At 72.9% G+C, this 23404-nt stretch carries 16 protein-coding genes and 1 pseudogene; 15 read left to right on the top strand and 2 right to left on the bottom strand.

Going from position 1 to position 23404, the window contains the following annotated elements; genetic code table 11:
• Positions 1 to 8: 8 nt before the first annotated feature.
• From ACFYU0_RS10565 to ACFYU0_RS10610, 10 genes and pseudogenes are all read left to right on the top strand, one after another.
• Positions 9 to 1100 carry a hypothetical protein gene (locus tag ACFYU0_RS10565; protein WP_389299526.1) on the top strand — a complete coding sequence of 364 codons (1092 nt, stop codon included), beginning with the start codon at positions 9 to 11 and terminating at the stop codon, positions 1098 to 1100.
• Between the two features lie 46 nt (positions 1101 to 1146).
• A complete protein-coding gene (locus ACFYU0_RS10570; RefSeq protein ID WP_351659381.1) occupies positions 1147 to 1923 on the top strand; it encodes a TIGR03936 family radical SAM-associated protein in 777 nt (258 codons plus the stop codon).
• A 262-nt stretch (positions 1924 to 2185) separates the two neighbouring features.
• On the top strand, positions 2186 to 6373 hold the full coding sequence (locus ACFYU0_RS10575) for a ribonuclease E/G (RefSeq protein WP_389299529.1): 4188 nt from the start codon (positions 2186 to 2188) through the stop codon (positions 6371 to 6373).
• Between the two features lie 232 nt (positions 6374 to 6605).
• Entirely contained in the window at positions 6606 to 6926 is a 321-nt protein-coding gene (rplU, locus tag ACFYU0_RS10580; RefSeq protein ID WP_004931419.1) for a 50S ribosomal protein L21, read from the top strand.
• Positions 6927 to 6940: 14 nt separating this feature from the next.
• Complete coding sequence (rpmA, locus tag ACFYU0_RS10585) at positions 6941 to 7195, top strand: 50S ribosomal protein L27 (protein WP_018846648.1); 255 nt, start codon at positions 6941 to 6943, stop codon at positions 7193 to 7195.
• Positions 7196 to 7311: 116 nt separating this feature from the next.
• Positions 7312 to 8760, top strand: coding sequence for a GTPase ObgE (gene obgE, locus ACFYU0_RS10590; protein WP_389299532.1), 1449 nt, complete (start codon positions 7312 to 7314; stop codon positions 8758 to 8760).
• Positions 8761 to 9097: 337 nt separating this feature from the next.
• Positions 9098 to 9520: pseudogene (locus ACFYU0_RS10595) on the top strand (alkaline phosphatase D family protein); the annotation flags it as partial.
• A gap of 735 nt (positions 9521 to 10255) precedes the next feature.
• Positions 10256 to 11752 carry an SDR family NAD(P)-dependent oxidoreductase gene (locus tag ACFYU0_RS10600; protein WP_389299535.1) on the top strand — a complete coding sequence of 499 codons (1497 nt, stop codon included), beginning with the start codon at positions 10256 to 10258 and terminating at the stop codon, positions 11750 to 11752.
• 175 nt (positions 11753 to 11927) lie between these two features.
• Complete coding sequence (locus ACFYU0_RS10605; RefSeq protein WP_389299537.1) at positions 11928 to 14054, top strand: hypothetical protein; 2127 nt, start codon at positions 11928 to 11930, stop codon at positions 14052 to 14054.
• Between the two features lie 235 nt (positions 14055 to 14289).
• Positions 14290 to 15528 (top strand): glycosyltransferase, encoded by a 1239-nt coding sequence (locus ACFYU0_RS10610; protein WP_351659397.1) that lies wholly within the window; start codon positions 14290 to 14292, stop codon positions 15526 to 15528.
• A gap of 22 nt (positions 15529 to 15550) precedes the next feature.
• Here ACFYU0_RS10610 and ACFYU0_RS10615 read toward each other — a convergent pair whose 3' ends face one another.
• Entirely contained in the window at positions 15551 to 16882 is a 1332-nt protein-coding gene (locus ACFYU0_RS10615) for a polysaccharide pyruvyl transferase family protein (RefSeq protein ID WP_389299539.1), read from the bottom strand.
• A 302-nt stretch (positions 16883 to 17184) separates the two neighbouring features.
• On the opposite strand from ACFYU0_RS10615, the gene proB reads away from it, so the two are divergent.
• From proB to ACFYU0_RS10640, 5 genes are all read left to right on the top strand, one after another.
• Positions 17185 to 18312, top strand: a complete 1128-nt coding sequence (proB, locus tag ACFYU0_RS10620; protein WP_351660167.1) for a glutamate 5-kinase — start codon at positions 17185 to 17187, stop codon at positions 18310 to 18312.
• A gap of 138 nt (positions 18313 to 18450) precedes the next feature.
• Positions 18451 to 18885 (top strand): hypothetical protein, encoded by a 435-nt coding sequence (locus ACFYU0_RS10625; RefSeq protein WP_351659403.1) that lies wholly within the window; start codon positions 18451 to 18453, stop codon positions 18883 to 18885.
• Positions 18886 to 19029: 144 nt separating this feature from the next.
• Positions 19030 to 20316 (top strand): glutamate-5-semialdehyde dehydrogenase, encoded by a 1287-nt coding sequence (locus ACFYU0_RS10630; RefSeq protein ID WP_351659406.1) that lies wholly within the window; start codon positions 19030 to 19032, stop codon positions 20314 to 20316.
• A gap of 59 nt (positions 20317 to 20375) precedes the next feature.
• On the top strand, positions 20376 to 20972 hold the full coding sequence (locus ACFYU0_RS10635) for a hypothetical protein (RefSeq protein ID WP_351659409.1): 597 nt from the start codon (positions 20376 to 20378) through the stop codon (positions 20970 to 20972).
• A gap of 89 nt (positions 20973 to 21061) precedes the next feature.
• Positions 21062 to 22132, top strand: coding sequence for a hypothetical protein (locus ACFYU0_RS10640; protein WP_389299542.1), 1071 nt, complete (start codon positions 21062 to 21064; stop codon positions 22130 to 22132).
• 43 nt (positions 22133 to 22175) lie between these two features.
• Here ACFYU0_RS10640 and ACFYU0_RS10645 read toward each other — a convergent pair whose 3' ends face one another.
• The gene (locus tag ACFYU0_RS10645) at positions 22176 to 23306 is read right to left on the bottom strand and encodes a M48 family metallopeptidase (RefSeq protein WP_389299544.1); all 1131 of its coding nucleotides are present in this window, start codon (positions 23304 to 23306) and stop codon (positions 22176 to 22178) included.
• Positions 23307 to 23404: the final 98 nt, after the last annotated feature.

Below are 23404 nucleotides of genomic sequence, written 5' to 3' on the forward strand. Positions count from 1 at the left end.
ACCCGGGTATGGACCTCGACAAGCCGCCCGCCCGGCCGCAGCATCCGCAAGGCTGCCTGACCGTGGCGATCCGCGTTCCCGTGCGGATCGTCGTGCTCGTGCTGGTGGTGCCCGTGCGGCTGGCGTGGGACGCGCTGACCGTCGCGGGACGGTTCCTGTCCCGCACGGTGCTGCGTCCGCTCGGCCGGGCTGTGCGGTGGCTCGGACGGGCCCTGTTCGTCTGGCCGTTCCTCGCGCTGTGGCGGTGGGTCGCGGTGCCCGCCGGGAAGGCGCTGGGGTGGCTCGGGAACGTACTCGTCGTGGTACCGGCGCGATGGCTGTACCGGTACGCGCTGACGCCCCTCGGGCATGGGCTCGCCCAGGTCGCGCGGGCGATCGGGGCCGCACTCGGGTGGCTGTACGCGCGCGTGCTGGCACCCGTCGGGCGGGGGATCGCCTGGCTGCTCAAGGGCGCGGGCCTGCTGCTCGCGGCGGCCGGGGCCGGGGTGTTCGCCGCCGTGGCCTGGCTGGCGCGGTTCCTGCTGGTCGTCCCGGCGCGCCTGCTGTTCGCATGGGTGCTCGCGCCCGTGGGGCGGGCGCTGGCGTGGCTCGCGACCGCCGTCGTCACGGGCGTCGGCGCCGTCCTCCACTGGACGGCCCGCGTCCTGCTCGTGCTGCCCGCCCTCTCCCTGTGGCGCTGGGTGCTGGCGCCCGTGGGCCGGGTCCTGGCCGTCGTCGCCCGGGAGACCGCGGAGGCCTTCCGGCACGCCTGGCGGATCGCCGGACGGATATCGCGCGCCGTCGGGCGGGTGCTCGGGACCGTCCTGCGGTGGGTCTTCGTGGAGCCGGTGCGCTGGGTGTACCGGACGGTGCTCACCCCCGTCGGGCACGCCGTACGGGACCTCGTGCTGCGGCCCGCCGCCGAGGCGGCGCGCGCGGTGGGGCGCGGGGTGCGGGAGGCGCTGGCCGCCGCGCGCGCCACCGTACGGCAGGCCCGTGCCGACCTCAGGCGGACGCTGCTCGGCGAACCCGGCCCGCCGGCGGCCGGAGACCGGCGGGAACCCGGAGGCCGCGGGACACGTACTCTTGGTGGGAGTACCACCGCACTCACGAAGGACTAGGACACTGGGCAAGCGACAGCCCGAAGGCCCGCCGCCCGCACCCGCGGTGCAGCGCATCCGACTGCGCTACACCAAGCGCGGCCGCCTCCGGTTCACCAGCCACCGTGACTTCCAGCGCGCCTTCGAGCGTGCGCTGCGCCGCGCCGAGGTGCCCATGGCGTACTCGGCGGGGTTCACACCGCATCCGAAGGTGTCGTACGCCAATGCCGCACCCACCGGCACGGGCAGCGAGGCGGAGTACCTGGAGATCGCGCTGACCGCGGCGCGGGACCCCGAGACGCTGCGCGTCCTCCTCGACGAGTCGCTGCCCACCGGGCTCGACATCGTCGACGCGGTCGAGGCGCGGACCTCGGGACTCGCCGACCGGCTCACGGCCTCCGTGTGGGAGCTGCGACTGGACGGCGTCGACCCGGTCGACGCCCGGCGCGCGGTGGAGGCCTTCATCGAGGCCGACACCGTCGAGGTGCAGCGCATGACCAAGAACGGCGTCCGCACCTTCGACGCACGCCCGGCGGTCGCGAACCTGGAAACGCACAGTTCGCGCGCTGATGGGCCGACCGACCAGCCCTGTGCGATACTGCGGCTGGTTGTTCGGCACGTGACGCCTGCCGTACGACCCGACGACGTCCTGTCCGGTCTCCGCGCCGTGGCCGACCTGGCGCCGCCGGTCCCCGCAGCGGTGACCAGGCTGGCGCAGGGGCTGTTCGATGAAGAGACCGGCACGGTGACCGACCCGCTCGCGCCCGACCGCGAGGCAGCCGAGGCCCTGACGGCCGCACCGGCCGCCGCCGCGACGGCGCCGACGCCGGAAGGTTCCGCGTAGGGACGGACGTCGTAGCGCCGCCCTGGTACTCGGGAGCCACCTGGGTCGGGCAGCGCACCGACCAGAAGACTTTCGCCAGGCCGTACCGACAAGGCGTACGGAACCGGCGAGACAGGACACAGAGTGCTCCCGTGCGGCGCCCGCGCCCCGGACGGCGGTCACCGCGTATCACGCGGACCGCGGACGTCAACGGTGACCGGTTCCCCGGGACCGGCACCGGACCAGGCGCGGCGCCCGGGAGCCTGACGGGAGAAACGCCCGCATGCTCGAACCGACCGAACCCAACGAGGGTTCCGAACTGAACACGCCGAGCGACACCCTGCCCCCGCGCAGGCGTCGCCGTGCCGCTTCCCGCCCGGCGGGCCCGCCCGGCGCGGCCGAGGCCCCCGCCGAGGTCACCGTGCCGGCCATACCGGCCGCGGAAGTCGACGACATCGCCGAGGCGGAGGCCGTCGAGGCACCCGCCGCGGCGGAAGAGCCCGCACCTCCCGCCCGGCCGCGCCGCCGGGCCACCCGGCGTGCCGCCGCACCGGCCGGGTCGCCGGCCGCCGCCGAGGCCGCCGAGACGGTCGTACCGGCCGCCGAGGCCGCCGGGTCCGCCGCGCCGGCCGAGGCTGCCGTGACCCCTGAGGCCCCCGAGGCCGCTGAGGAACCCGCACCGCCCCGTACCCGCCGTCGGGCGACCCGCCGCGCGTCCGCGCCCGCCGGAGCCCCGGCCGAGGCGGAGGCCGTGGCGCCCGCCGCCGGGACCGAGGCCGCACAGACCGAGGCGAAGGCGGAGGCAGCCGTGGAGCCCGAGGCCGTGCCCGACGACGCCGCGCCCGCCCGCCCGCGCCGCCGCGCCACCCGGCGCGCCGCCGCGCCCGCCGGTGCGCCGAAGGCCGCGGAGACCGCAGCCGCTCCGGACTCCGCTCCGGCTGCCGCCGAGGCCGCCCCCGCCGTCGAGACCCCGGCCGCCGCCGAGGCTCCCGAGGCGACGGAGGAGGCCGCGCCCGCCGCCCGTACCCGCCGTCGGGCGACCCGCCGTGCGTCCGCGCCCACCGGAGCCCCGGCCGCCGCCGAGACCGCCGAGGCCGTCGCACCGGCCGCCGCCGAGCCCGCCCCCGAGGCGGAGGCCCCGGTGGAGGAGCCCACGGCCGCCCCGGCGGCCGAAGAGGCCGCTCCGCGCCGCACCCGCCGCCGCGCCACCCGCGGTGCCGCCGCTCCCGCCGCCGAGGAGGCCCCCGCGGCCGCCGAGGAGACCAAGGCCCCGGAGGAGCCGAAGGCACCCGCCGCCGAGGCTCCCGCCCAGGAGGACGCCCCGCGCCGCCGTCGCCGGGTCGTCCGGCAGGCCGCGACCGGTTTCGCCGCGCCCGCGCAGTCCGAGGCCGACGAGGCCGGGGCGCCGCGCCGCCCGGCCCGGCCCGCCGTGGCCGTGTTCCAGGCGCCGGTGTTCGCCGAGCCGCAGTTCCAGACCCCGCAGCGGGCCGCCGCCCAGGCCGCGGCCGAGGCGGCCGGGACCGAGGAGCCTGAGGAGGAGCCCGAGGCGTACGCGGAGGAGCGCGCCGAGGCCGGCGCGCGCCGCCGCCGTCGCCGCCGGGGCGCCGCCGCCGAGGAGACGCGTCCCGCCGAGACCGAGGAACCGGAGGAGGCCGAGGAGGCCGCCGAGGACCTCGCCGAGGGTGACGAGGGCGATGAGGCCGAGGGCTCCGAGGAGTCCGGTTCGCGCCGCCGTCGCCGCCGGGGCGGCCGTCGCCGTCGCCGTGGTGACGCCGCCGAGGGCGAGGCCGGTGAGGGCGCGGACGCCGAGTCCGACGAACTGGCCGCCGAGCAGGCGGCGCAGGACGCCGAGGACACCGCCGAGCAGGAGGACGAGGACGCCGAGGAGGCCCGGGACGAGGAGTCCGGGGGCTCCAGCTCCAGCCGCCGTCGCCGCCGTCGCCGGCGCCGCGCCGGTGAGAGCGGCGGCGAGGCCGAGTCGTCCACCGACGACCCGGAGCGCACGGTCGTCAAGGTCCGCGAACCCCGCAAGCCCGCCGAGCCGTCCGACGAGGTGCAGTCCATCAAGGGCTCGACCCGTCTGGAGGCCAAGAAGCAGCGCCGCCGCGAAGGCCGCGAGCAGGGCCGCCGCCGGGTCCCGATCATCACCGAGGCCGAGTTCCTGGCCCGCCGCGAGGCCGTCGAGCGCGTGATGGTCGTGCGCCAGCACGGCGAGCGCACCCAGATCGGCGTGCTCGAGGACGACGTGCTCGTCGAGCACTACGTCAACAAGGAGCAGTCGACCTCGTACGTCGGCAACGTCTACCTGGGCAAGGTCCAGAACGTGCTGCCGTCGATGGAGGCCGCCTTCATCGACATCGGCAAGGGCCGCAACGCCGTCCTGTACGCCGGCGAGGTCAACTTCGGGGCGCTCGGCATGGGCAACGGGCCGCGCCGCATCGAAGCCGCCCTCAAGTCCGGCCAGTCGGTGCTCGTCCAGGTGACGAAGGACCCCATCGGCCACAAGGGCGCCCGTCTGACCAGCCAGGTCTCTCTCCCGGGCCGCTACCTCGTGTACGTGCCCGAGGGCTCGATGACCGGCATCAGCCGCAAGCTGCCCGACACCGAGCGGGCCCGGCTGAAGACCATCCTCAAGAAGATCGTCCCCGAGGACGCGGGCGTCATCGTGCGCACCGCCGCCGAGGGCGCGAGCGAGGACGAGCTGCGCCGTGACGTCGAGCGGCTCCAGGCGCAGTGGGAGGAGATCCAGAAGAAGGCCAAGAGCGGCAACGCCCCGACGCTGCTCTACGGCGAGCCGGACATGACCGTCCGGGTCGTCCGCGACATCTTCAACGAGGACTTCTCCAAGGTCGTCGTCAGCGGTGACGAGGCGTGGCAGACCATCCACGGCTACGTCTCGCACGTGGCGCCCGACCTCGCCGAGCGGCTGTCGAAGTGGACCAGCGAGGTCGACGTCTTCGCCACCTACCGGATCGACGAGCAGCTCGCCAAGGCGCTGGACCGCAAGGTCTGGCTGCCGAGCGGCGGTTCGCTGGTGATCGACCGGACCGAGGCGATGGTCGTCGTCGACGTCAACACCGGCAAGTTCACCGGCCAGGGCGGCAACCTCGAGGAGACCGTCACCAGGAACAACCTGGAGGCGGCCGAGGAGATCGTGCGCCAGCTCCGGCTGCGCGACCTCGGCGGCATCATCGTCATCGACTTCATCGACATGGTGCTCGAGTCCAACCGGGACCTGGTGCTGCGGCGCCTGCTGGAGTGCCTGGGCCGGGACCGGACCAAGCACCAGGTGGCCGAGGTGACCTCGCTGGGCCTGGTGCAGATGACCCGCAAGCGGGTCGGCCAGGGCCTGCTGGAGTCGTTCTCCGAGACCTGCGTCCACTGCAACGGCCGCGGTGTCATCGTCCACATGGAGCAGCCGGTCGCGGCCGGCGGCGGTGGCGGTGGCGGCAAGCGCAAGAAGCGCGGCCGGGGCGGTGACGCCCAGGAGCACGTGCACGAGACCGCCGCCGTGGCGGTGGAGACCGGCGAGGCCGTCGAGCCCGAGGTGGAGACCGCCGTCGAGGTGGCCGCCGAGCTCGCCGAGCCCGTGGCGCTGCCCGGTCCGGACTTCGCGCCGGACGAGGAGCTGTACAGCAGCGTCGCCGAGGCGGAGGCGGCCGCCGGCCGCGGCCGCTCCCGCCGCCGCGCGAGCCGCCGGGCCTCGGCGCCGGCCGGTGCGCCGAAGGTGGAGCGGGCCCCGAAGGCGGAGAAGGCCGCGCAGGCTCCGGAGCCGGAGGCGGCCGTGGCCGCCGCCGCGCCGACCGCCCAGGAGGTCACCGCCGAGGAGGCGGCGGCGCGCCCGGTGCGTCCCGAGCCCGCCGCCGAGGCGCTGGCCGAGCCTGCGGCCGCCGAGGACCAGACGGTCCCGGAGCCGCAGGCCGCGCCCGCCGAGGAGGCCGCGCCCAAGGGCCGTACGCGCCGCCGGGCGACCCGGAAGGTGTCGGCGCCCGCCGGCTCCCCCGCGGGAGCCGAGGCCGCCGTGGTGACGGTGTCCGAGACCGCGCCCGCCGCCCCGGTGGAGCAGCCCGAGGCCGAGGCCCCGGCGCCGGCCGCCGAGGCGGAGAGCGCCGCTCCGGCCCGCCCGCGCCGCCGTGCGGTGCGCAAGGCCACCGCGCCGACCGCGTCCGAGGAGACGGCCGTGACGGTCGTCCCGTCGGCCGCGCCGCAGGAGGCCCCGGCCGCCGCGGAGACGGCGGGGGAGGCTCCGGCGGCCGAGGAGGGCGTCGAGGAGCCGGCTCCGGCCAAGAAGGCGGCCCGCAAGACCGCCAAGAAGGCCACCGCGAAGAAGGCGGCCACCAAGAAGACCGCGGCCAAGAAGACGGCCGCCAAGAAGACGACGGCCAAGAAGGCGGCCAAGACCGCCAAGACGGCCGCCGCCAAGACGACGGCGAAGAAGACCACCACGGTCCCCGCCGGCGACGAGGGCTGACGCCCCGGGAAGTGGGGCCGGTCCACGTGACCGGCCCCACACCCACCGGGCCCGGTTTGACCCCTTCGGCCGTGGCCCCGTAACCTTGACCGTCGGCGTGTCGACTGACACGCCACATCCCCGTAAACCTCTTCCTCCCGGGTGCCTCGGCGGCCGGGAGAGGCTGTCCGTGTTCATGCCCGGGCGGCTGGACTGCGGGGGTGCCGTTCCCGAGCGAGAGAGTGAGATCCGCGTGTACGCCATCGTGCGCAGCGGTGGTCGCCAGCACAAGGTTGCTGTCGGCGACATCGTTGAGGTTGACAAGATTTCCACCGCCAAGGTTGGCGACACGGTCGAGCTCTCGACCCTGCTCGTTGTCGACGGCGACGCTGTGACCAGCGACCCGTGGGTGCTGGCCGGCATCAAGGTCCAGGCCGAGGTCGTGGACCACCACAAGGGCCAGAAGATCGACATTCTGCGCTACAAGAACAAGACGGGCTACCGCCGTCGCCAGGGCCACCGCCAGCAGTACACGGCGATCAAGGTCACTGAGATCCCCGCGGCTGCGAAGTAAGGGACTGAGGAGAAATGGCACACAAGAAGGGCGCATCGTCCACTCGGAACGGTCGCGACTCCAATGCCCAGCGGCTCGGCGTGAAGCGCTTCGGCGGTCAGGTCGTCAACGCTGGTGAGATCCTGGTCCGCCAGCGCGGCACCCACTTCCACCCGGGCGCCGGCGTCGGCCGTGGCGGCGACGACACGCTGTTCGCGCTGCAGCCCGGCGCGGTGGAGTTCGGTACCCACCGTGGCCGCAAGGTCGTGAACGTCGTTCCGGTCGCCTGACCCGAGCGTTCCGTTCGAACCTTTCGCGAGGCGGACCTCACTTCCCGAGCGGGAAGGCGGGTCCGCCTTTCGCGTGTTACGCAAGAGACATCACCGTAGTTCTGGAGGCATGAACCATGACCACCTTCGTGGACCGCGTCGAGCTGCATGTCGCCGCGGGTAACGGAGGCCACGGCTGTGCCTCCGTCCACCGTGAGAAGTTCAAGCCGCTCGGCGGCCCGGACGGCGGCAACGGCGGCCGTGGCGGCGACGTGATCCTGACCGTCGACCAGTCGGTCACCACGCTGCTCGACTACCACCACTCCCCGCACCGCAAGGCGACCAACGGCAAGCCCGGCGAGGGCGGCAACCGCTCCGGCAAGGAGGGCCAGGACCTGGTCCTGCCCGTGCCGGACGGCACCGTCATCCTGGACAAGGCCGGCAACGTGCTCGCGGACCTGGTCGGCCACGGCACCTCGTACGTCGCCGCCCAGGGCGGCCGGGGCGGCCTCGGCAACGCGGCGCTGGCCTCCGCCCGCCGCAAGGCGCCCGGTTTCGCGCTGCTCGGCGAGCCGGGGGACCTGCAGGACATCGTCCTGGAGCTGAAGACGGTCGCGGACGTGGCCCTGGTGGGTTACCCGAGCGCGGGCAAGTCCTCGCTGATCTCGGTGCTCAGCGCGGCCAAGCCGAAGATCGCCGACTACCCGTTCACCACCCTGGTGCCCAACCTGGGCGTCGTCACGGCCGGTTCGACCGTCTACACCATCGCCGACGTGCCGGGCCTGATCCCGGGCGCCAGCCAGGGCAAGGGACTCGGCCTCGAGTTCCTCCGCCACGTGGAGCGGTGCAGCGTGCTGGTGCACGTGCTGGACACCGCGACCCTCGAGTCCGACCGCGACCCGGTCTCCGACCTCGACATCATCGAGGAGGAGCTGAAGCAGTACGGCGGCCTCGACAACCGTCCCCGCATCGTCGTCCTGAACAAGGTCGACGTGCCGGACGGCAAGGACCTCGCCGAGATGGTGCGCCCCGACCTGGAGGCGCGCGGTTACCGCGTCTTCGAGGTCTCGGCGGTGGCCCACATCGGCCTGAAGGAGCTGACCTTCGGGCTCGGTGAGCTGGTCGCCAGGGCGCGGGCCGCGAAGCCGAAGGAGGAGGCGACCCGGATCGTCATCCGTCCCAAGGCGGTGGACGACGCGGGCTTCACGGTCACCTGCGAGGACGTCGGCGGCGAGCCGCTGTTCCGGGTGCGCGGCGAGAAGCCGGAGCGCTGGGTGCGGCAGACGGACTTCAACAACGACGAGGCCGTCGGCTACCTCGCCGACCGCCTGAACCGCCTCGGCGTCGAGGACCAGCTGATGAAGGCGGGCGCCCGCGTCGGCGACGGCGTCGCCATCGGGCCCGAGGAGAACGCGGTCGTCTTCGACTGGGAGCCGACCGCCATGGCCGGCGCCGAGATGCTGGGCCGGCGCGGTGAGGACCACCGCTTCGACGCGGCGCGGCCGGCCGTCCAGCGTCGGCGCGACAAGCAGGCCGAGCGCGACGAGGCGCTGCGCGAGTACGACGAGTTCGACCCGTTCGAGTAGGACCCCGTCCCGGGGTCCGCCCGGCGAACCCCGCCACCGACGTCGTCGTCTTCTGACGGCCCGTGACCCGTCACGGCGCCACCACGTCCTCTTCGAGGACCGGCGCCGTGGCGGGTCTTCTGTTGTCCGTCTGCTTGTCATGCACGCGCATGCCGCCGTTCGGCGGCCGGGCAGCGCGGCCGTGGGAGCTTCCGAGGGTCCGCGAGTGAAACCCGAGCCGTGTGCGGCAAGGGAGCCGGGGCATGACCGGAGCAGCACCGCAGCCCGACCGACGCCGCCTTCTGACCGCGGGCGCCGCCGTCCTCGGCGCCGCCGCCTCCGCCCAGCTCTGGCTGCGTACTACGACGCCTGGGACGGCTACCAGGCCGAACGCAACGCCCTGCTCCAGGAGTTCGCCGGCGTCCGCAACCCGGTCGTGCTCTGCGGCGACCGGCACCTCACCATGGTCAGGGACCTGAGCAGGGACTTCGCCGACCCGGAATCCGCCGTGGTCGGCGCCGAGTTCGTCGGCACGTCCGTCTCCAGCGACGGCGACCAGGACCAGGCCGCCTTCCACGCCCAGTGGGACCCGCTGAAGGCGGACAACCCGCACGGGAAGGTGGTCGACGCCCACCGGGGCCACCACCTCTTCGGCATCGGCCGCGACGGCCTCGACGCCCAGGTGCGGATCGTCGACACGGTCCTGGCGCCGGAGTCGGCCGCGAGCACCCTGGCACGGCTGCGGGTGGAACCCGGCGAGCCCGGCGTCCGGGCCGTGTGACGAGGGCCACCGGGCGGACGACGCGACGATCGCCCGGACCGCCGGACCGCCGGACCGCCGGACCGCCGGACCGCCGGACCGCCGGACCGCCGGACCGCCGGACCGCCGGACCGCCGGACCGCCGGGCTGCTCGGCGGCGACCGCGTGCACGTGCTGGTCACGCAGTGCCCGCCGGCGAGGATGATGCCGGGTGCGCCGCCGCGCACCTTCGAGGCGCAGCTCGGACTGCCGGGGAATCTCCTGCGGCCGGTTCCTGGCCGAGACCGAAATGCTGCGGAATCTTGATGTCGAATTCCGCGGCAATGGGCTGCGGGACGAGCTGCATTCCCGGCTGGTCCGCAACGGCGCCGTGACGCATATGGAGAACATGTGCGGTCCCGCGCCCGCCGACGCGCGCATCGCAGCCCCCTCGCTGGGCGGCCCCGGCGCGCTCGGCGCCCGGGTCCTCGCGGCCCGGGCCCGCCGGCCACGGCGCCCGAGCAGCCGGTACCGTCCTCGCCGGAGCCCCGGACGCCCCCGGAGGAACACCCCTCCCGCCGGGGCCTGTGAGGGACCTGTGGACTTACTCACAGCAATTCCACGGAGGTTCACGCCGGCCGTCGGCCAATCACCCGGGGTGCCAGGTGAATGACAGGTGGCGCGCACATATGCATGGGACGTCACTCACCTTGCACAGCGGTTACCCGAAGTGGGACCATTTCGAACGTTCCCTGTCGCCCCAAGGTAGGTCAGCCTGTGTCACAGCACATAGCCAAGCCCCGAACCACCGCAGTCGTCCTGGCCGGTGGCACCGGTCAGCGGGTGGGTCTTTCGATCCCCAAGCAGCTGCTGAAGATCGCCGGCAAGGCAGTCATCGAGCACACGCTGACCACTTTCGAGAACGCCGACTCGATCGACGACATCATCGTGCTGATGGCGCCCGGTTATGTGCCGGACATCGAGAAGATCGTGGCCAAGGCCGGCTTCACCAAGGTCAAGAAGGTCATCGAGGGCGGTGCGACCCGGAACGAGACCACCGAGCGCGCGATTTCCGCCCTCGGTGAGGGCCTGGCCGAGGGCGAGGACCTCAACGTCCTCTTCCACGACGCCGTGCGCCCCCTGCTCTCGCAGCGCGTCATCGACGACTGCGTGACCGCGCTGGAGCGCTTCCAGGCCGTGGACGTGGCCATCCCGTCCGCGGACACCATCATCGTCACGCGCACGCACGGCGAGGACGGCGAGTTCATCACCGAGATCCCGGACCGCTCCCGGCTGCGCCGCGGCCAGACGCCGCAGGCCTTCAAGCTGTCCACGATCCGCCGCGCCTACGAGGTCGCCGCCGGCGACCCCAACTTCCAGGCCACGGACGACTGCTCCGTCGTGCTCAAGTACCTGCCGGACGTGCCGATCCACGTCGTCGCGGGTGACGAGTACAACATGAAGGTGACCCAGCCGGTCGACGTCTTCATCGCCGACAAGCTGTTCCAGCTCGCCTCCACGGCCGCCCCCGAGCAGAACGGCGAGGAGGACTACCGCGAGCTGCTGACCGGCAAGACGGTCGTCATCTTCGGCGGCTCCTACGGCATCGGCAAGGACATCGCCGAACTCGCCGAGTCCTACGGCGCCTCCGTGTACGCGCTGGGCCGCTCCACCACCGGCACCCACGTGGAAAACCCGGAGGAGGTCGACGACGCGCTGTCCAAGGCGTACGCGGAGACCGGCCGGATCGACTACGTGGTCAACACCGCGGGCGTGCTGCGCATCGGCAAGCTCGCCGAGACCGACAACGCCACCATCGAGGAGGCGCTGAAGGTCAACTACCTGGCCCCGGTGCAGATCGCGCGCTCCTCCTACAAGTACCTGTCGGAGACCAAGGGCCAGCTCCTGCTCTACACCTCCAGCAGCTACACCCGCGGCCGCGCCGAGTACAGCCTCTACTCCTCCACCAAGGCCGCCATGGTGAACCTCACCCAGGCGCTGTCCGACGAGTGGGCGTCCGAGGGCATCCGCGTCAACTGCATCAACCCCGAGCGCACCGCGACCCCGATGCGCACCAAGGCCTTCGGCCAGGAGCCGGCCGGCTCGCTGCTCTCCTCCGAGGCGGTGGCCCGCACCTCCCTGGACGTGCTGCTCTCGGAGCTGACCGGCCACGTCATCGACGTCCGCCAGCAGGACCCGACCGCGGGCGCCGCCAAGGCCTCCGGTTTCGAGCAGGCTCTGGCCACCGTGTTGGACCGTCAGGACGGCGTGTAATAATCGCGGTAAATAGCTTTTGGGAATTCAGGCCTCTGCGCTCGCTCATTCACTGGGCGTTCGCAGAGGCCTGAGTCCGTACCCCTCTTAAAAATCGGTAAGGCCCGCGATCGCCGCCTGATTCCGGCAATACCGAACAAAACCGGCACTCCCCCCTCCCAGAGCAGGTTTCTCCGTGATATCCACCGCTATTCGCGTCGCCCGGGTGGGCAGCGCGGCCGAGCTGGCCGCGGCGGCCCTCATGATGCTGGGCTTCCCCTGCCTCATGGTGGCCGCGCTCATACCCAGCGTTTACGCCTTCGTGGTCGCGGCCGCCGTGACGTACCTGGCGGACCACTTTCTGCACCGCAGGAGCAGCTATCTCATCAACCGCCTGAGCAAGGTCCGGGCCGGCCTGTCGATCCGGTTCCTGATCAGGCAGCTGCTGCTCATCCTGCTGCTGGCCCGGATGTCCCTCGCGGACAACCTGGTCTTCTACGCGGCGGTGGCCTGCTTCATCGCCTTCTACGGCCTGCAGGCTCCGCACGGCGCGCTCGTGACGCTGATCCGCAACCGCCGCCGGATGCCGGTCGCCACCCGCAACATCGACCTGAAGTCCCGCATCCGCATCCCGGACGCGCCGCCGCGCCGCCTGCTGCACCGCTCCGCGGAGAAGATGCTGCACCTCGACCTGTTCGCGGTCGCCGGCCTCCTGGTCTCCGCCGCGCTGGACGACGCGTTCGTCGGCTTCGTCGGCGCCGGGGTCACGGTGGCCCTCGGCTGCCTGTACGTCGCGGTGCTGCTGCCGTACGTGCGCGGCCGGCGGACCCCGCCGAAGGCCGAGGCCGTGCTCGCCGCCGTGGACGACTGGCTGGCCGCCTACAAGCCGGAGACGGTGCTGTACTTCTCCGGCTCCAAGGACTCCGCGTACCAGGTCAACATGTGGCTGGAGACGATGGAGCAGCTGGAGACCCGGCCGCTGATCATCCTGCGCGAGCGCGCCATCCTGAACAACCTCGCCCCCACCACCGTCCCCGTCATCTGCGTGCCCGGAGGGGTGCACCTGATGAACCTGGACCTGTCGACGGTGCGCGTCGCCCTCTACGCGGCGAACGTGGGCAAGAACATCCACCTGCTGCGCGTGCCCACCATGAAGCACGTCTTCATCGGCCACGGCGACAGCGACAAGCTGGCCAGCGTCAACCCGTACAGCAAGGTCTACGACGAGGTGTGGACCGCCGGCCGGGCGGGCCGCGACCGCTACGCCATCGCCGACGTCGGCGTCCGCGACGAGGACATCGTCGAGGTCGGCCGCCCGCAGCTCGCGCCGATCACCACCGGGCGTCGCGGCGAAGCCGCCGGCGGAGGCGTCCCGACCGTGCTCTACGCCCCCACCTGGGAGGGCTGGGACGGCAACCCCGGCAACACCTCGATCGTGCTGGCCGGTGAGAACATCGTCCGGAAGCTGGTCAAGGCGGATCCGCCGGTGCGCGTCCTGTACAAGCCGCACCCCTTCACCGGCACCGTCAGCGCCCAGGCCGGCGCCGCGCACCGGCGCGTCACCGCCCTGGTCGAGAAGGCCGCCGCGGAGCGCGCCGCCGACCCCCGCTTCACCGCGGACGCCGCGGCGCAGGAGCGGGCCCGGGCCGAGCTGGCCCGGATCGAGGCCCGCCTCGCCGAGCTGGCCGGTGCCGGCGGCGACAAGGGCGACGAGGCCGAGGCCACCCGCGACGGCATCGTCGACGCCGAGCGGCACCAGGAGATCGCCCGGCTGCGCACCGAGTGGAACGCCGCCTACTGGAACTCCTTCCCGGCGTACGAGCACAAGGTCATCACCGGCGCCGAGCCGCGCCTGTACGACTGCTTCAACGTCTCCGACGCGATGGTCTCCGACATCTCCTCGGTGGTCTCCGACTTCATCGCGAGCGGCAAGCCGTACGCGGTCACGGACTCCGGCGAGCTGGGCGTGGAGGAGTTCAAGCGGCAGAACACCGCCGTGCGCGCCGCGACGATCCTGTCCAACAGCGCGGCCGAGCTGGGCGAACTGCTGGACGCCGTCCGCGACCCGTCCGCCGACCCGCTGGCCGGGGACCGCAAGGAGCTCAAGCAGTACCTGCTGGGCCCGGACGAGCCGAAGTCGATCGACCAGTTCAACGCGGCGGTCGCCGACCTCGCCCTGAAGGCCGAGACCCGCAACGTCGGCCAGCAGTCGCGGCTGGGCGCGGCCAACGTCGACCCCGCCGAGGCCGCCGAGCTGACCACCGCGCTGCCGGGCCAGCGCGGCGCCTCCGCCGGCGAGACGGACGACGTGAACGCGGTCTGACGTCCGCGCCACCCGGACCGAAGGGCCGGCCCCCGGATCACTCCGGGGGCCGGCCCTTTTTCACGTTCCCTTACCGCACCCCTGTCCCACGGATGAGCAGCTCTTACCGGCCGTGCGTACCTTCGGATGCGGCCGCCGCGTCCGATGTGGCGTGCCTCACTCACCACTCGACGTCAGGCAACCGCCGTCGACGGGAACCCGTCTAGCAAGTTGCGATTGATGTGATTCGGGGGAAATGTTCTGTGACAAAGGGGGAACCGTGACCGTCGTGACGCAGCCTGATGTGACCGTAGTCATCGGGGCGTACGAAGCGATGCCGTATCTGGTCGACTGCCTGGCGTCGGTCGAGGCGCAGACCATCGGCCCGGCCCGGATGGAGGTCATCGCGGTCGACGACGGCTCGACGGACGGCACGGGGGAGTACCTGGAGGAGTTCGCGGCCCGCGCCGCGATGCCGGTCACCGTCGTCCGCCAGGAGAACTCCGGCAGCCCCAGCGGCCCGCGCAACGTCGGCCTCGGCAAGGCGGCCGGCCGCTACGTCTTCTTCCTCGACGCCGACGACCGGCTCGGGGCCGAGGCCCTGGAACGCATGGTCGCCATGGCCGACCGGAACGGCACCGACGTCGTCCTCGGCCGGGTCGAGGGCGTCAACCGCACCCCGCCGAAGTCCATGTTCGGCCGGACCCTCGAGCGGACCGACGTCTTCTCCTCCAACATCAAGTTCACGCTCAGCGCGCAGAAGCTCTTCCGCCGCGCGCTGCTGGAGCGGCACGGCATGCGGTTCGACGAGTCGCTGTGGACCGGCGAGGACGCGCTCTTCACCCTGGAGGCCTACCTGCGGGCGGACGGCGTCTCCGTGCTCGCCGACCACACCTGCTACTACCTGGTGGGCCGCGAGGACGGCAAGCACGTGACGAAGACCGGCAGCTACACGCTGCGCTTCGACTCCGCGCGCGCCCTGATGAAGCTGATCGCCGACATGGTCCCGGCCGGCCCCCGGCGCGACGACCTGATGGTCCGGCCCTTCCTCATCACCCTGCTGCCGCAGTTCGGGCCCAAGTTCCTCAAGGACGGCGAGGCGGTCCGCCGGAACAAGCTCGAACTGGCGAAGCCCCTGATGGACGCCTACTGGACGCCCGGAGTGGCCCGCCGCCTGAAGGTCCACGAGCGGCTGCGGCTGCATCTGGTGGCCGAGCAGCGGACCGAGGAGCTGCTGGACGTCGTGGAGTTCGTGCGGGCCGGGAAGCAGGCCGCCGCGCTGCTGGAGAAACGCGGCACCCGCCTGTACCTCGCCTACCCGCACTTCCGGTCCGAGGCGGCCGGCATCCCCGACGACGTGTATCTCGCCGAGCCCCGCGAGGCCCGCGCCTTCCCCGGCTACCGCGAGCCGGCCGCCCGCTCCCTGCCGCGCCGGGCGCTGCGCAGGATCAGGCGGATGCTGCCGAGCGGCGGGATCGGCGCGGCGGCGGCCTGACGGCCGCCGGCGCCGAGCGCCGCTACTTGCCCGGGTGCAGCGCCCGGCCCACCACGCGGCGGGCGCGCCGGTAGACGGAGGCCGCGGGCGCGGGGACGGCGTCCTTGACCCGCTTCGACCGGGCCAGCTCCCGCCGCAGCCGGTCGTTGTCCTTGGACAGCTCGCCGACCTGGGTGTGCAGCCAGCCGAACCGCGTGGTGAGCGAGGCAAGGTCCGTGTCGTTCCAGGGGCGCACGCCCGGCGGGAACGACAGCGACCGCATCCGCTTCTCGAAGGCGGCGCCGCCGTCGCCGTGCGTGAAGGTGTTCTGCAGCCCGTTCTTGTCCAGGAAGCCGGTGAACCGCTCGAAGCGCTCGGCGTGGTTGCCGGTCAGCCCGCTGAAGTCGGCCTGCTCGTACAGCCGAGCCGGGTCCGCCGCCTCGGGGTCCTTGGCGACCTTGTCCAGGCGCTGGTGCGGGATCTCGAAGTAGCGGCACAGCTCCAGCGTGCGCGAGTCACCGCACAGCACCGTCGCCGGAGTACCGGCGAGCAGCGCCGCGATGTTGCCGTGGATGCGGGAGCCGAAGGAGAAGTCGAACGGGCGCAGCTCGTCGATCCAGGTGATCGGGTCGACGTACACCCGCACCTTGTCCTCCCGGTACATCGGGTGGTCCGGGTGCGTCGGTATCGCGGTCACCGCCGCGTTCGGGTCCGACATGTCCCGCCAGTGGAGCTGCCGCGCGTCGCTGAGGTTCTGGCCGATGAAGCGCAGGTTGGGGTACTGCTCGTGGGTGCGGCTGATGATCCGGGCCAGCCCCTGCTTCTTCACCGCGCTGTGCGAGCCGTTGATCGCGATGCGCGACTCGGCCGTCAGGCCCGCGTCGTCCTTGCGCACGTGCAGTTCGCGGCCGTACATGAACAGCGACGGGCAGCCGATGACCTCGACGTCCTTGAAGCCCATGTCCCGCAGGTACGTCTCGGTGAACTCGCCGCGCACGCCGATCGAGGCGCTGCGCTCCAGCACCGCCGAGCAGAAGGCGCGCACGGTCGGCTCGATCCGCTTCAGCCGCGCCGCGTCGTAGCCCACCCCGGTCTGCGCGCCCACGCCGAGCACCACCACGGGGATGCGCAGCTTGGAGATGAGGCGGGTCAGCCGCTGCAGCGCCACCTCGAAGGAGGGGCGGAAGGCGTTGGCCAGCGGCACGACGAACGCGTCGTACTCCGCGTTGATGCGGGCCGCCGCGGACACTTCGGTGCGCCCACCGTTCGAGAACACCTCGGTGTCCGGCGTCTCGAGGATCTTGTGCGCGGCGTCCTGGAAGATCAGGTTGCCGGAGTTGGTGGCGATGACGTCCTGGTGGAGGGCTTGCTCCACGGAGAAGACGTCATAGGGACTCTTGCCCGATCGGAGGAGGATGCGCTTCGGGTGGCGAACGGTAGGTGACACGACGGTCAATTTAAGTTGGTGAAGCGTTTAATTTCTATAGGCAACGGGTACAACCTTTTTGCCGTACGCGAACCGTAAGCAAACGGTTACCGTGTGCCTGTCCGGAGACTGGACCGACGCGCACCCCCCGGCCCCGTTCGCGTAGATTGCCGCACAGGCAGCTATTGCCGCTCAGGCGGCCGGTACCGGGCGAGGGGACAGCGGGCAAGGTGACCGAGGCAAGGCAGGCCGTGAGCGCGGCCCGCAGGATCGTAGTCAAAGTCGGCTCCTCGTCGCTGACCACCGCCGCGGGCGGCCTGGACGCCGACCGCGTCGACGCGCTCGTCGACGTCCTCGCCAAGGCGCGCGGCGGAGGGGAGCGGGAGGTCGTCCTGGTCTCCTCGGGGTCCATCGCGGCCGGACTCGCCCCGCTGGGCCTGCGCCGCCGCCCGAGAGACCTGGCCCGCCAGCAGGCCGCCGCCAGCGTCGGCCAGGGCCTGCTCGTCGCCCGCTACACCGCCTCGTTCGCCCGCTACGGCGTCCGCGTCGGCCAGGTGCTGCTCACCAACGACGACATGAGCCGCCGCGCCCACCACCGCAACGCCTCCCGCACCTTCGACAAGCTGCTGGCCATGGGCGCCCTGCCGGTCGTCAACGAGAACGACACCGTCGCCACCGACGAGATCCGCTTCGGCGACAACGACCGCCTCGCCGCCCTGGTCGCCCACCTCGTCCACGCCGACCTGCTGGTGCTGCTCTCCGACGTCGACGGCGTCTACGACGGCGACCCGAGCAAGCCGGGCACCTCGCGGATAGCGGAGGTGCGGGGGCCCGAGGACCTCGCCGAGGTCGAGATCGGCAGCGCGGGCAAGGCCGGGGTCGGCACCGGTGGCATGGTCACCAAGGTCGAGGCCGCCGGGATCGCCGCGGCCGCGGGCATCCCGGTGGTGCTGACCAGCGCCGTCCACGCGGCGGAGGCGCTGAGCGGCGGCGACACCGGCACCTACTTCCACCCCAGCGGCAAGCGCTCCGCCGACCGCCTGCTGTGGCTCCAGCACGCCTCCACCCCGCAGGGCTCCCTCACCCTCGACGACGGCGCCGTCCGCGCGGTCGTGGAGCGGCGCACCTCGCTGCTGCCCGCCGGCATCGCCGCGGTGGAGGGCGAGTTCAGCGCCGGCGACCCGGTCGAGCTGCGCGACGGAGCGGGGCGCGCGGTGGCCCGGGGACTCGTCAACTTCGACGCCAAGGAGATCCCCCTGCTGATCGGGCGTTCGACCCGGGAGCTGGCGCGCGAACTGGGCCCGGCGTACGAACGCGAGGTCGTACACAGGGACGACCTGGTGCTGCTGCGCTCGTCACGCCCGCAAAGCCACTCGTAGAACAGGGCGTACGGACCGCCCCCGGTGGGGGACGTTCCGTAAAACCGCCACGCGGAGCCCGGCGGCCTGCTCAACTTTCCCTCGGGGACATGTCGATGGAACACGTTCCGTCAAGGGTCAGGCGAGAAGGAGGCCGTCGTGAGACGAGCGCGCCCCGGGCCGGCGTCCCGTGGTGCTCTGACGAGCGTCGCGGCCGGAGAGACCTACGAGCGGCGCGAGGGGCTCCGGGACCTGCCGCGGTTGTGGCACGTCACCCTCAGCGTCTCCGGGGACGAGGTGCCGCTGCCCGACCTGCGGCGCGCCCTGGAACAGCTCGCCCACGACCACCCCTTCCTGCTGACCAGCAGATACGCCGGCGACCACGCCGAGATCCGCTACTGGGAGGAGGCTCGCGACCTCCACGACGCGGCCGCCGTCGCGCTGCGGCTGTGGGGCGAGCACCGGCAGACCGCCGGACTGCCCGCCTGGGAGATCGTCGGCCTCGAGGTCATCGACCGCGAGACGTACCACCAGCGCATCGCCGAGGGATACGGCCCCGCGCCCGCGACCCCGGTAGGGGTGCACCCCTTCTGAACGGCCGCCCGGCGCCGGCGGGCGCCCGGTTCCGCGGCCGGCTTCAGGGGCGCCCTTCAGGGGGCGGCCTTCGTCCCTTTTCGACCCGTCTCGCGGTGTGGGACGACGGCTGAACGGCCCGGCGCCGCGCACTACCCTTCCCCCATGACCACGCTCTCGCCGTACGACTCGATGTCCCCGGTCACCCAGGCCGCCTACCGGGCCAAGGCCGCCGCCGCCGATCTCGCGCCGCTCCCGCGCGCCGCGAAGGACGACGCGCTGCTCGCCATCGCCGACGCCCTGGAGGTCCGGACCGGCGAGATCGTCGAGGCCAACGCCAAGGACGTGGCCAAGGCCCGGGAGAACGGCACCAGCGAGTCCGTGGTCGACCGGCTCACCCTGACCCCCGAGCGGGTCCGCGCCATCGCCGCCGACGTCCGCGACGTGGCGAAGCTGCCCGACCCGGTCGGCGAGGTGGTGCGCGGCTCCACCCTCCCCAACGGCATCGACCTGCGCCAGGTCCGCGTCCCGCTCGGCGTCGTCGGCATCGTCTACGAGGCCCGCCCGAACGTCACCGTGGACGCCGCCGCGCTGTGCCTGAAGTCCGGCAACGCCGTCCTGCTGCGCGGCTCGGCCTCCGCCTACGAGTCCAACACCGCCCTCGTCCGGGTGATCCGGGACGCGGTCGGCGGCGCCGGGCTGCCCGCGGACGCCGTCCAGCTGGTGCCCGGCGAGAGCCGCGACTCCGTGCGCGAGCTGATGCGCGCCCGCGGGCTCGTCGACGTCCTCATCCCGCGCGGCGGCGCCTCCCTGATCCGGACCGTGGTCAACGAGTCCGTCGTCCCCGTCATCGAGACCGGCACCGGGAACTGCCACGTCTACGTGGACGCGCAGGCCGACATCGACATGGCGATCGACATCCTGGTCAACTCAAAGGCCCAGCGGGTCAGCGTCTGCAACGCCGCCGAGACCCTCCTGGTGCACCAGGACATCGCCGCCGAGTTCCTGCCGCGGGCTCTTGACGCCCTGGCCGAGGCCGGGGTCACCGTGCACGCCGACGAGCGGGTGCTGGCCCACGCGAAGGACTCCAAGGCCACCGTGGTCGAGGCGACCCCGGAGGACTGGGAGACCGAGTACCTGTCCCACGACATCGCCGCCGCGGTCGTGGACTCCCTGGACAAGGCCGTCGAGCACATCCGGCTGTGGACCTCCGGGCACACCGAGGCGATCGTCACCACGTCCCAGCAGGCGGCCCGCCGCTTCACCCAGCTGGTCGACTCCACCACCGTCGCCGTGAACGCCTCCACCCGGTTCACCGACGGCGGCCAGTTCGGCTTCGGCGCGGAGATCGGCATCTCCACCCAGAAGCTGCACGCCCGCGGCCCGATGGGCCTGCCGGAGCTGACCAGCACGAAGTACATCGTCACCGGCGACGGGCACGTACGCCGCTGACCGGGCCTGGCGCGAAGACGTCTCAGCAGGCGGATGAATTTCCGTACCGTCTGCCCAAATTGACCCCCCAGGTCTACTCTGGAGGCGTGCCGGAGGACGTGGGGGGCACGCCGTTCTCGGACGGCCGGGAGCCCGACGACGACCACGACCGCGGGGTGTCGGACGAAGAGTTCGCCTCCGTGGTCTTCGACGAGGCCTTCGTACGGGCGGCCGTGGTGCACGAGCCGACCGCCGTCGAACGCCTCCTGGCCGCCGCCCAGGCCAGAGCCGAGGCCTCCGAGGCGGAAGCCCGCCGGGCCCCCGCCGGAGGCGACCGCTACGACGACGGCTACGGCCTCGACGGCATCGGATTCGGTCATGATCACGACGACGACGAATTCGACGACGACGAGCATGCCCGCGACGACCACCACGGCGCCTTCTGGCCCTACGGCAGGCAGGTCCGCTGGCACCGGCCCGTCGCCTGGGTGCTGGCGCTGGTGATGGGCGTCGGCATGGTGGCACTGGCCTTCGCCGCCGTCTACCGGGGCGCCTCCTCCGGCACCCGCGACCGGCTGCCGCCGCCCGCCTCCACCGGCCTGGAGCAGGGAGCGGCGGCCCGTCCGTCCGCCGACACGGTGCGCCCCGCGGCCTCGGCGGTCCCGCGATCGCCCTGACAGCCGCCCCGCGTTCGTGGTGAGAACCTGTCAGAAGTTGTCGCCCGGCGCGGCGTTTACCGGAGTCCCCCGGAACCCACCCTGAAAGTATGGGCGGGCCTGGAGACCCACCGGAGGGGACACCCGAGGGCGCCCCCGCAGGTGGCGAGGACGAGTACCGATCCGTCGTGTTCGACGAGTCGTTCGTCCGCGCTGCCCGCCTCCAGGAGTACTCCGCGCAGGAGCGCATGACCGACCACGCGCCCGCCGTGCGCCGCCGCCCGCCGCTGCGCCGGGGGCTGACCCGGCAGGCCCTGATCCTGCTCCTGCTGATCGCCGTCGCCTTCGCCACCGCCGTCTACATGGGGGTCCGCCACCCCTACGGCTCCCCGCAGGCCCGGCGCACCGTCGAACCCCTGCGGATGACCGTCATCCCCCTCGTCCCGCGCGGCAGGGTGCCCGGCGCCACGGAGGCCGAGAGCCTGTACGCGCACAGTCCGGCCGCCCACTTCGAGGTCGGCGCGGCCGGGATCCCGCTGCCCGCCTCCCGCGCCACCGCGCACTTCTCGGACAGCCAGGTCACCGCCGCCCTGAGCATCGCCAGGAACTACCTGGTCCGCTCCTCCCTCGACCCCGAAGTGCTGACCGGCCGCCTGGTCCGCCCGGTCCGGGCCCTGCTCGACTCCGACCAGCTCGCCCAGTTCGACCGCGCCTTCGACCACCCGGCGGCCGACGGCCGCCACGCGCCCACCGGCTGGCTGGTCCGCATCGACCCCTCCCGCGCGCGCCTGGCCGACGACCGGATCCGGGCCCAGGGCACCCTGCGGGCCGCCGAGACCGATGCGGCCACCCTGGAGATCAGCGCCGACACGATCTTCGTCTACGCCCTGCGCCCGGCCGGCGCCGCCGCCGACGCGGCCGTGTCCCTCTTCACCGTCCGCCGCGAGCTGGCCTTCCGCTTCACCCGCGACGACCTGCGCGTGGGCCAGGTCCGGCTGGCCGGCTCCTCGACCCAGGCCGGTCCGCTGTCCTGCGCCGAGGACGCCGCCTCCTACCTGCGTCCCCTGCTGTCCGGCCAGACCGCCCGTAGCGGCGGCCCGGCGGGCACCGACCCCTATGCCCCGGGCAGCGCCACGGCCCTGTGCGGCACGCTCGCCACCGAGGCCCAGCCGAAGGTCTGACGCCCGGGCCCGACCTCCCGGGGGCCCGCGGCCGTCGTCCCGGCTACTCCCCGTCCTGCTCGGACGCGCCGTGCGGCCCGTCGGCCGGCCCGTCCTTCGGCCCGGGCCGCGATCCGTCCTTCGGCGGGGCCGGGCTCCGGAAGCCGTCGAAGCCGCGGCGGACCCGGCCGCCGAAGTCGCCGGCGCCCCCCGCGAGGTCCGTGACCAGCTTCATCAGCGGGTCCTTCGAGCTCTTCACATCGCCGGCGTAGCTCGCGGCGGACTCACGGAAGGAGTCCCTCACCGAGGCCTCGCCGTCCTCGCTGCGCCGCGGGTAGTGGCCGTCCATCAGGCGCTGGTGGTCGCGGGACTCGGCCCACTTCTTCAGCTCCGCGGCCCGGATGGTGGCGAACGGGTGCGAACGGGGCAGCACGTTGAGGATCTTCAGCACCGAGTCGCGCAGGTCGCCGCCCGCCTCGTACTCCTCGGCCTGCTCCAGGAACGCGTCCACGTTCATCTCGTGCAGGTGGTTGCCGCCCGCCATCTTCATCAGGCCGCGCATGGAGGCCCGCAGATCCTGGCCCACCAGCAGCCCGGCCCGGTCCGCCGACAGCTCCGACTTGCGGAACCACTCCCGGAGGGCGGTCACGAGCGCCATGATCGCTATGTTGCCCAGCGGTATCCAGGCGACCTTCAGGGCCAGCGTCGTCAGGAACAGCAGGATCGTGCGGTACACCGAGTGACCGGACAGCGCGTGCCCCACCTCGTGCCCGACGACCGCCCGCATCTCCTCCTCGTCGAGCAGCTCGACCAGGCCCGTGGTGACCACGACGACCGGCTCGTCCAGACCGATGCACATCGCGTTCGGCTGCGGGTCCTGCGTGACGTACATCGGCGGGACCTTCTCCAGGTCCAGGATGTAGCAGGCGTCCAGCAGCATGTCGTGCAGGTGCGCGAACTGGCGCTCCGAGACGCGCACCGAGTCGGACAGGAACAGCAGCCGCAGGCTCCGCTCCGGCAGCAGCCCGCTGAGCGCCTTGAACACGGTGTCGAAGCCGCTCAGCTTGCGCAGCGCCACCAGGGCCGAGCGGTCGGCCGGATGCTCGTAAGCACGCGAGGAGATCCCCGGGAAACGCCTGCGCTGCCTGCTCGGCACGCGCTCGTGCCCGGTCTGCTCACGGCCGTCGTCGGACATGTCTTCTCCCCCATGTGCGTGTCGGTGCCCCTGCCGCCCCCCGAGGCGGGGGCCGGCCCGGGCGGAGTTACCGTGGACGGGCAGTACAGCGAAGGAGA

The organism is Streptomyces sp. NPDC003720, assembly GCF_042875075.1.
In the GTDB taxonomy this organism is placed as follows: domain Bacteria; phylum Actinomycetota; class Actinomycetes; order Streptomycetales; family Streptomycetaceae; genus Streptomyces.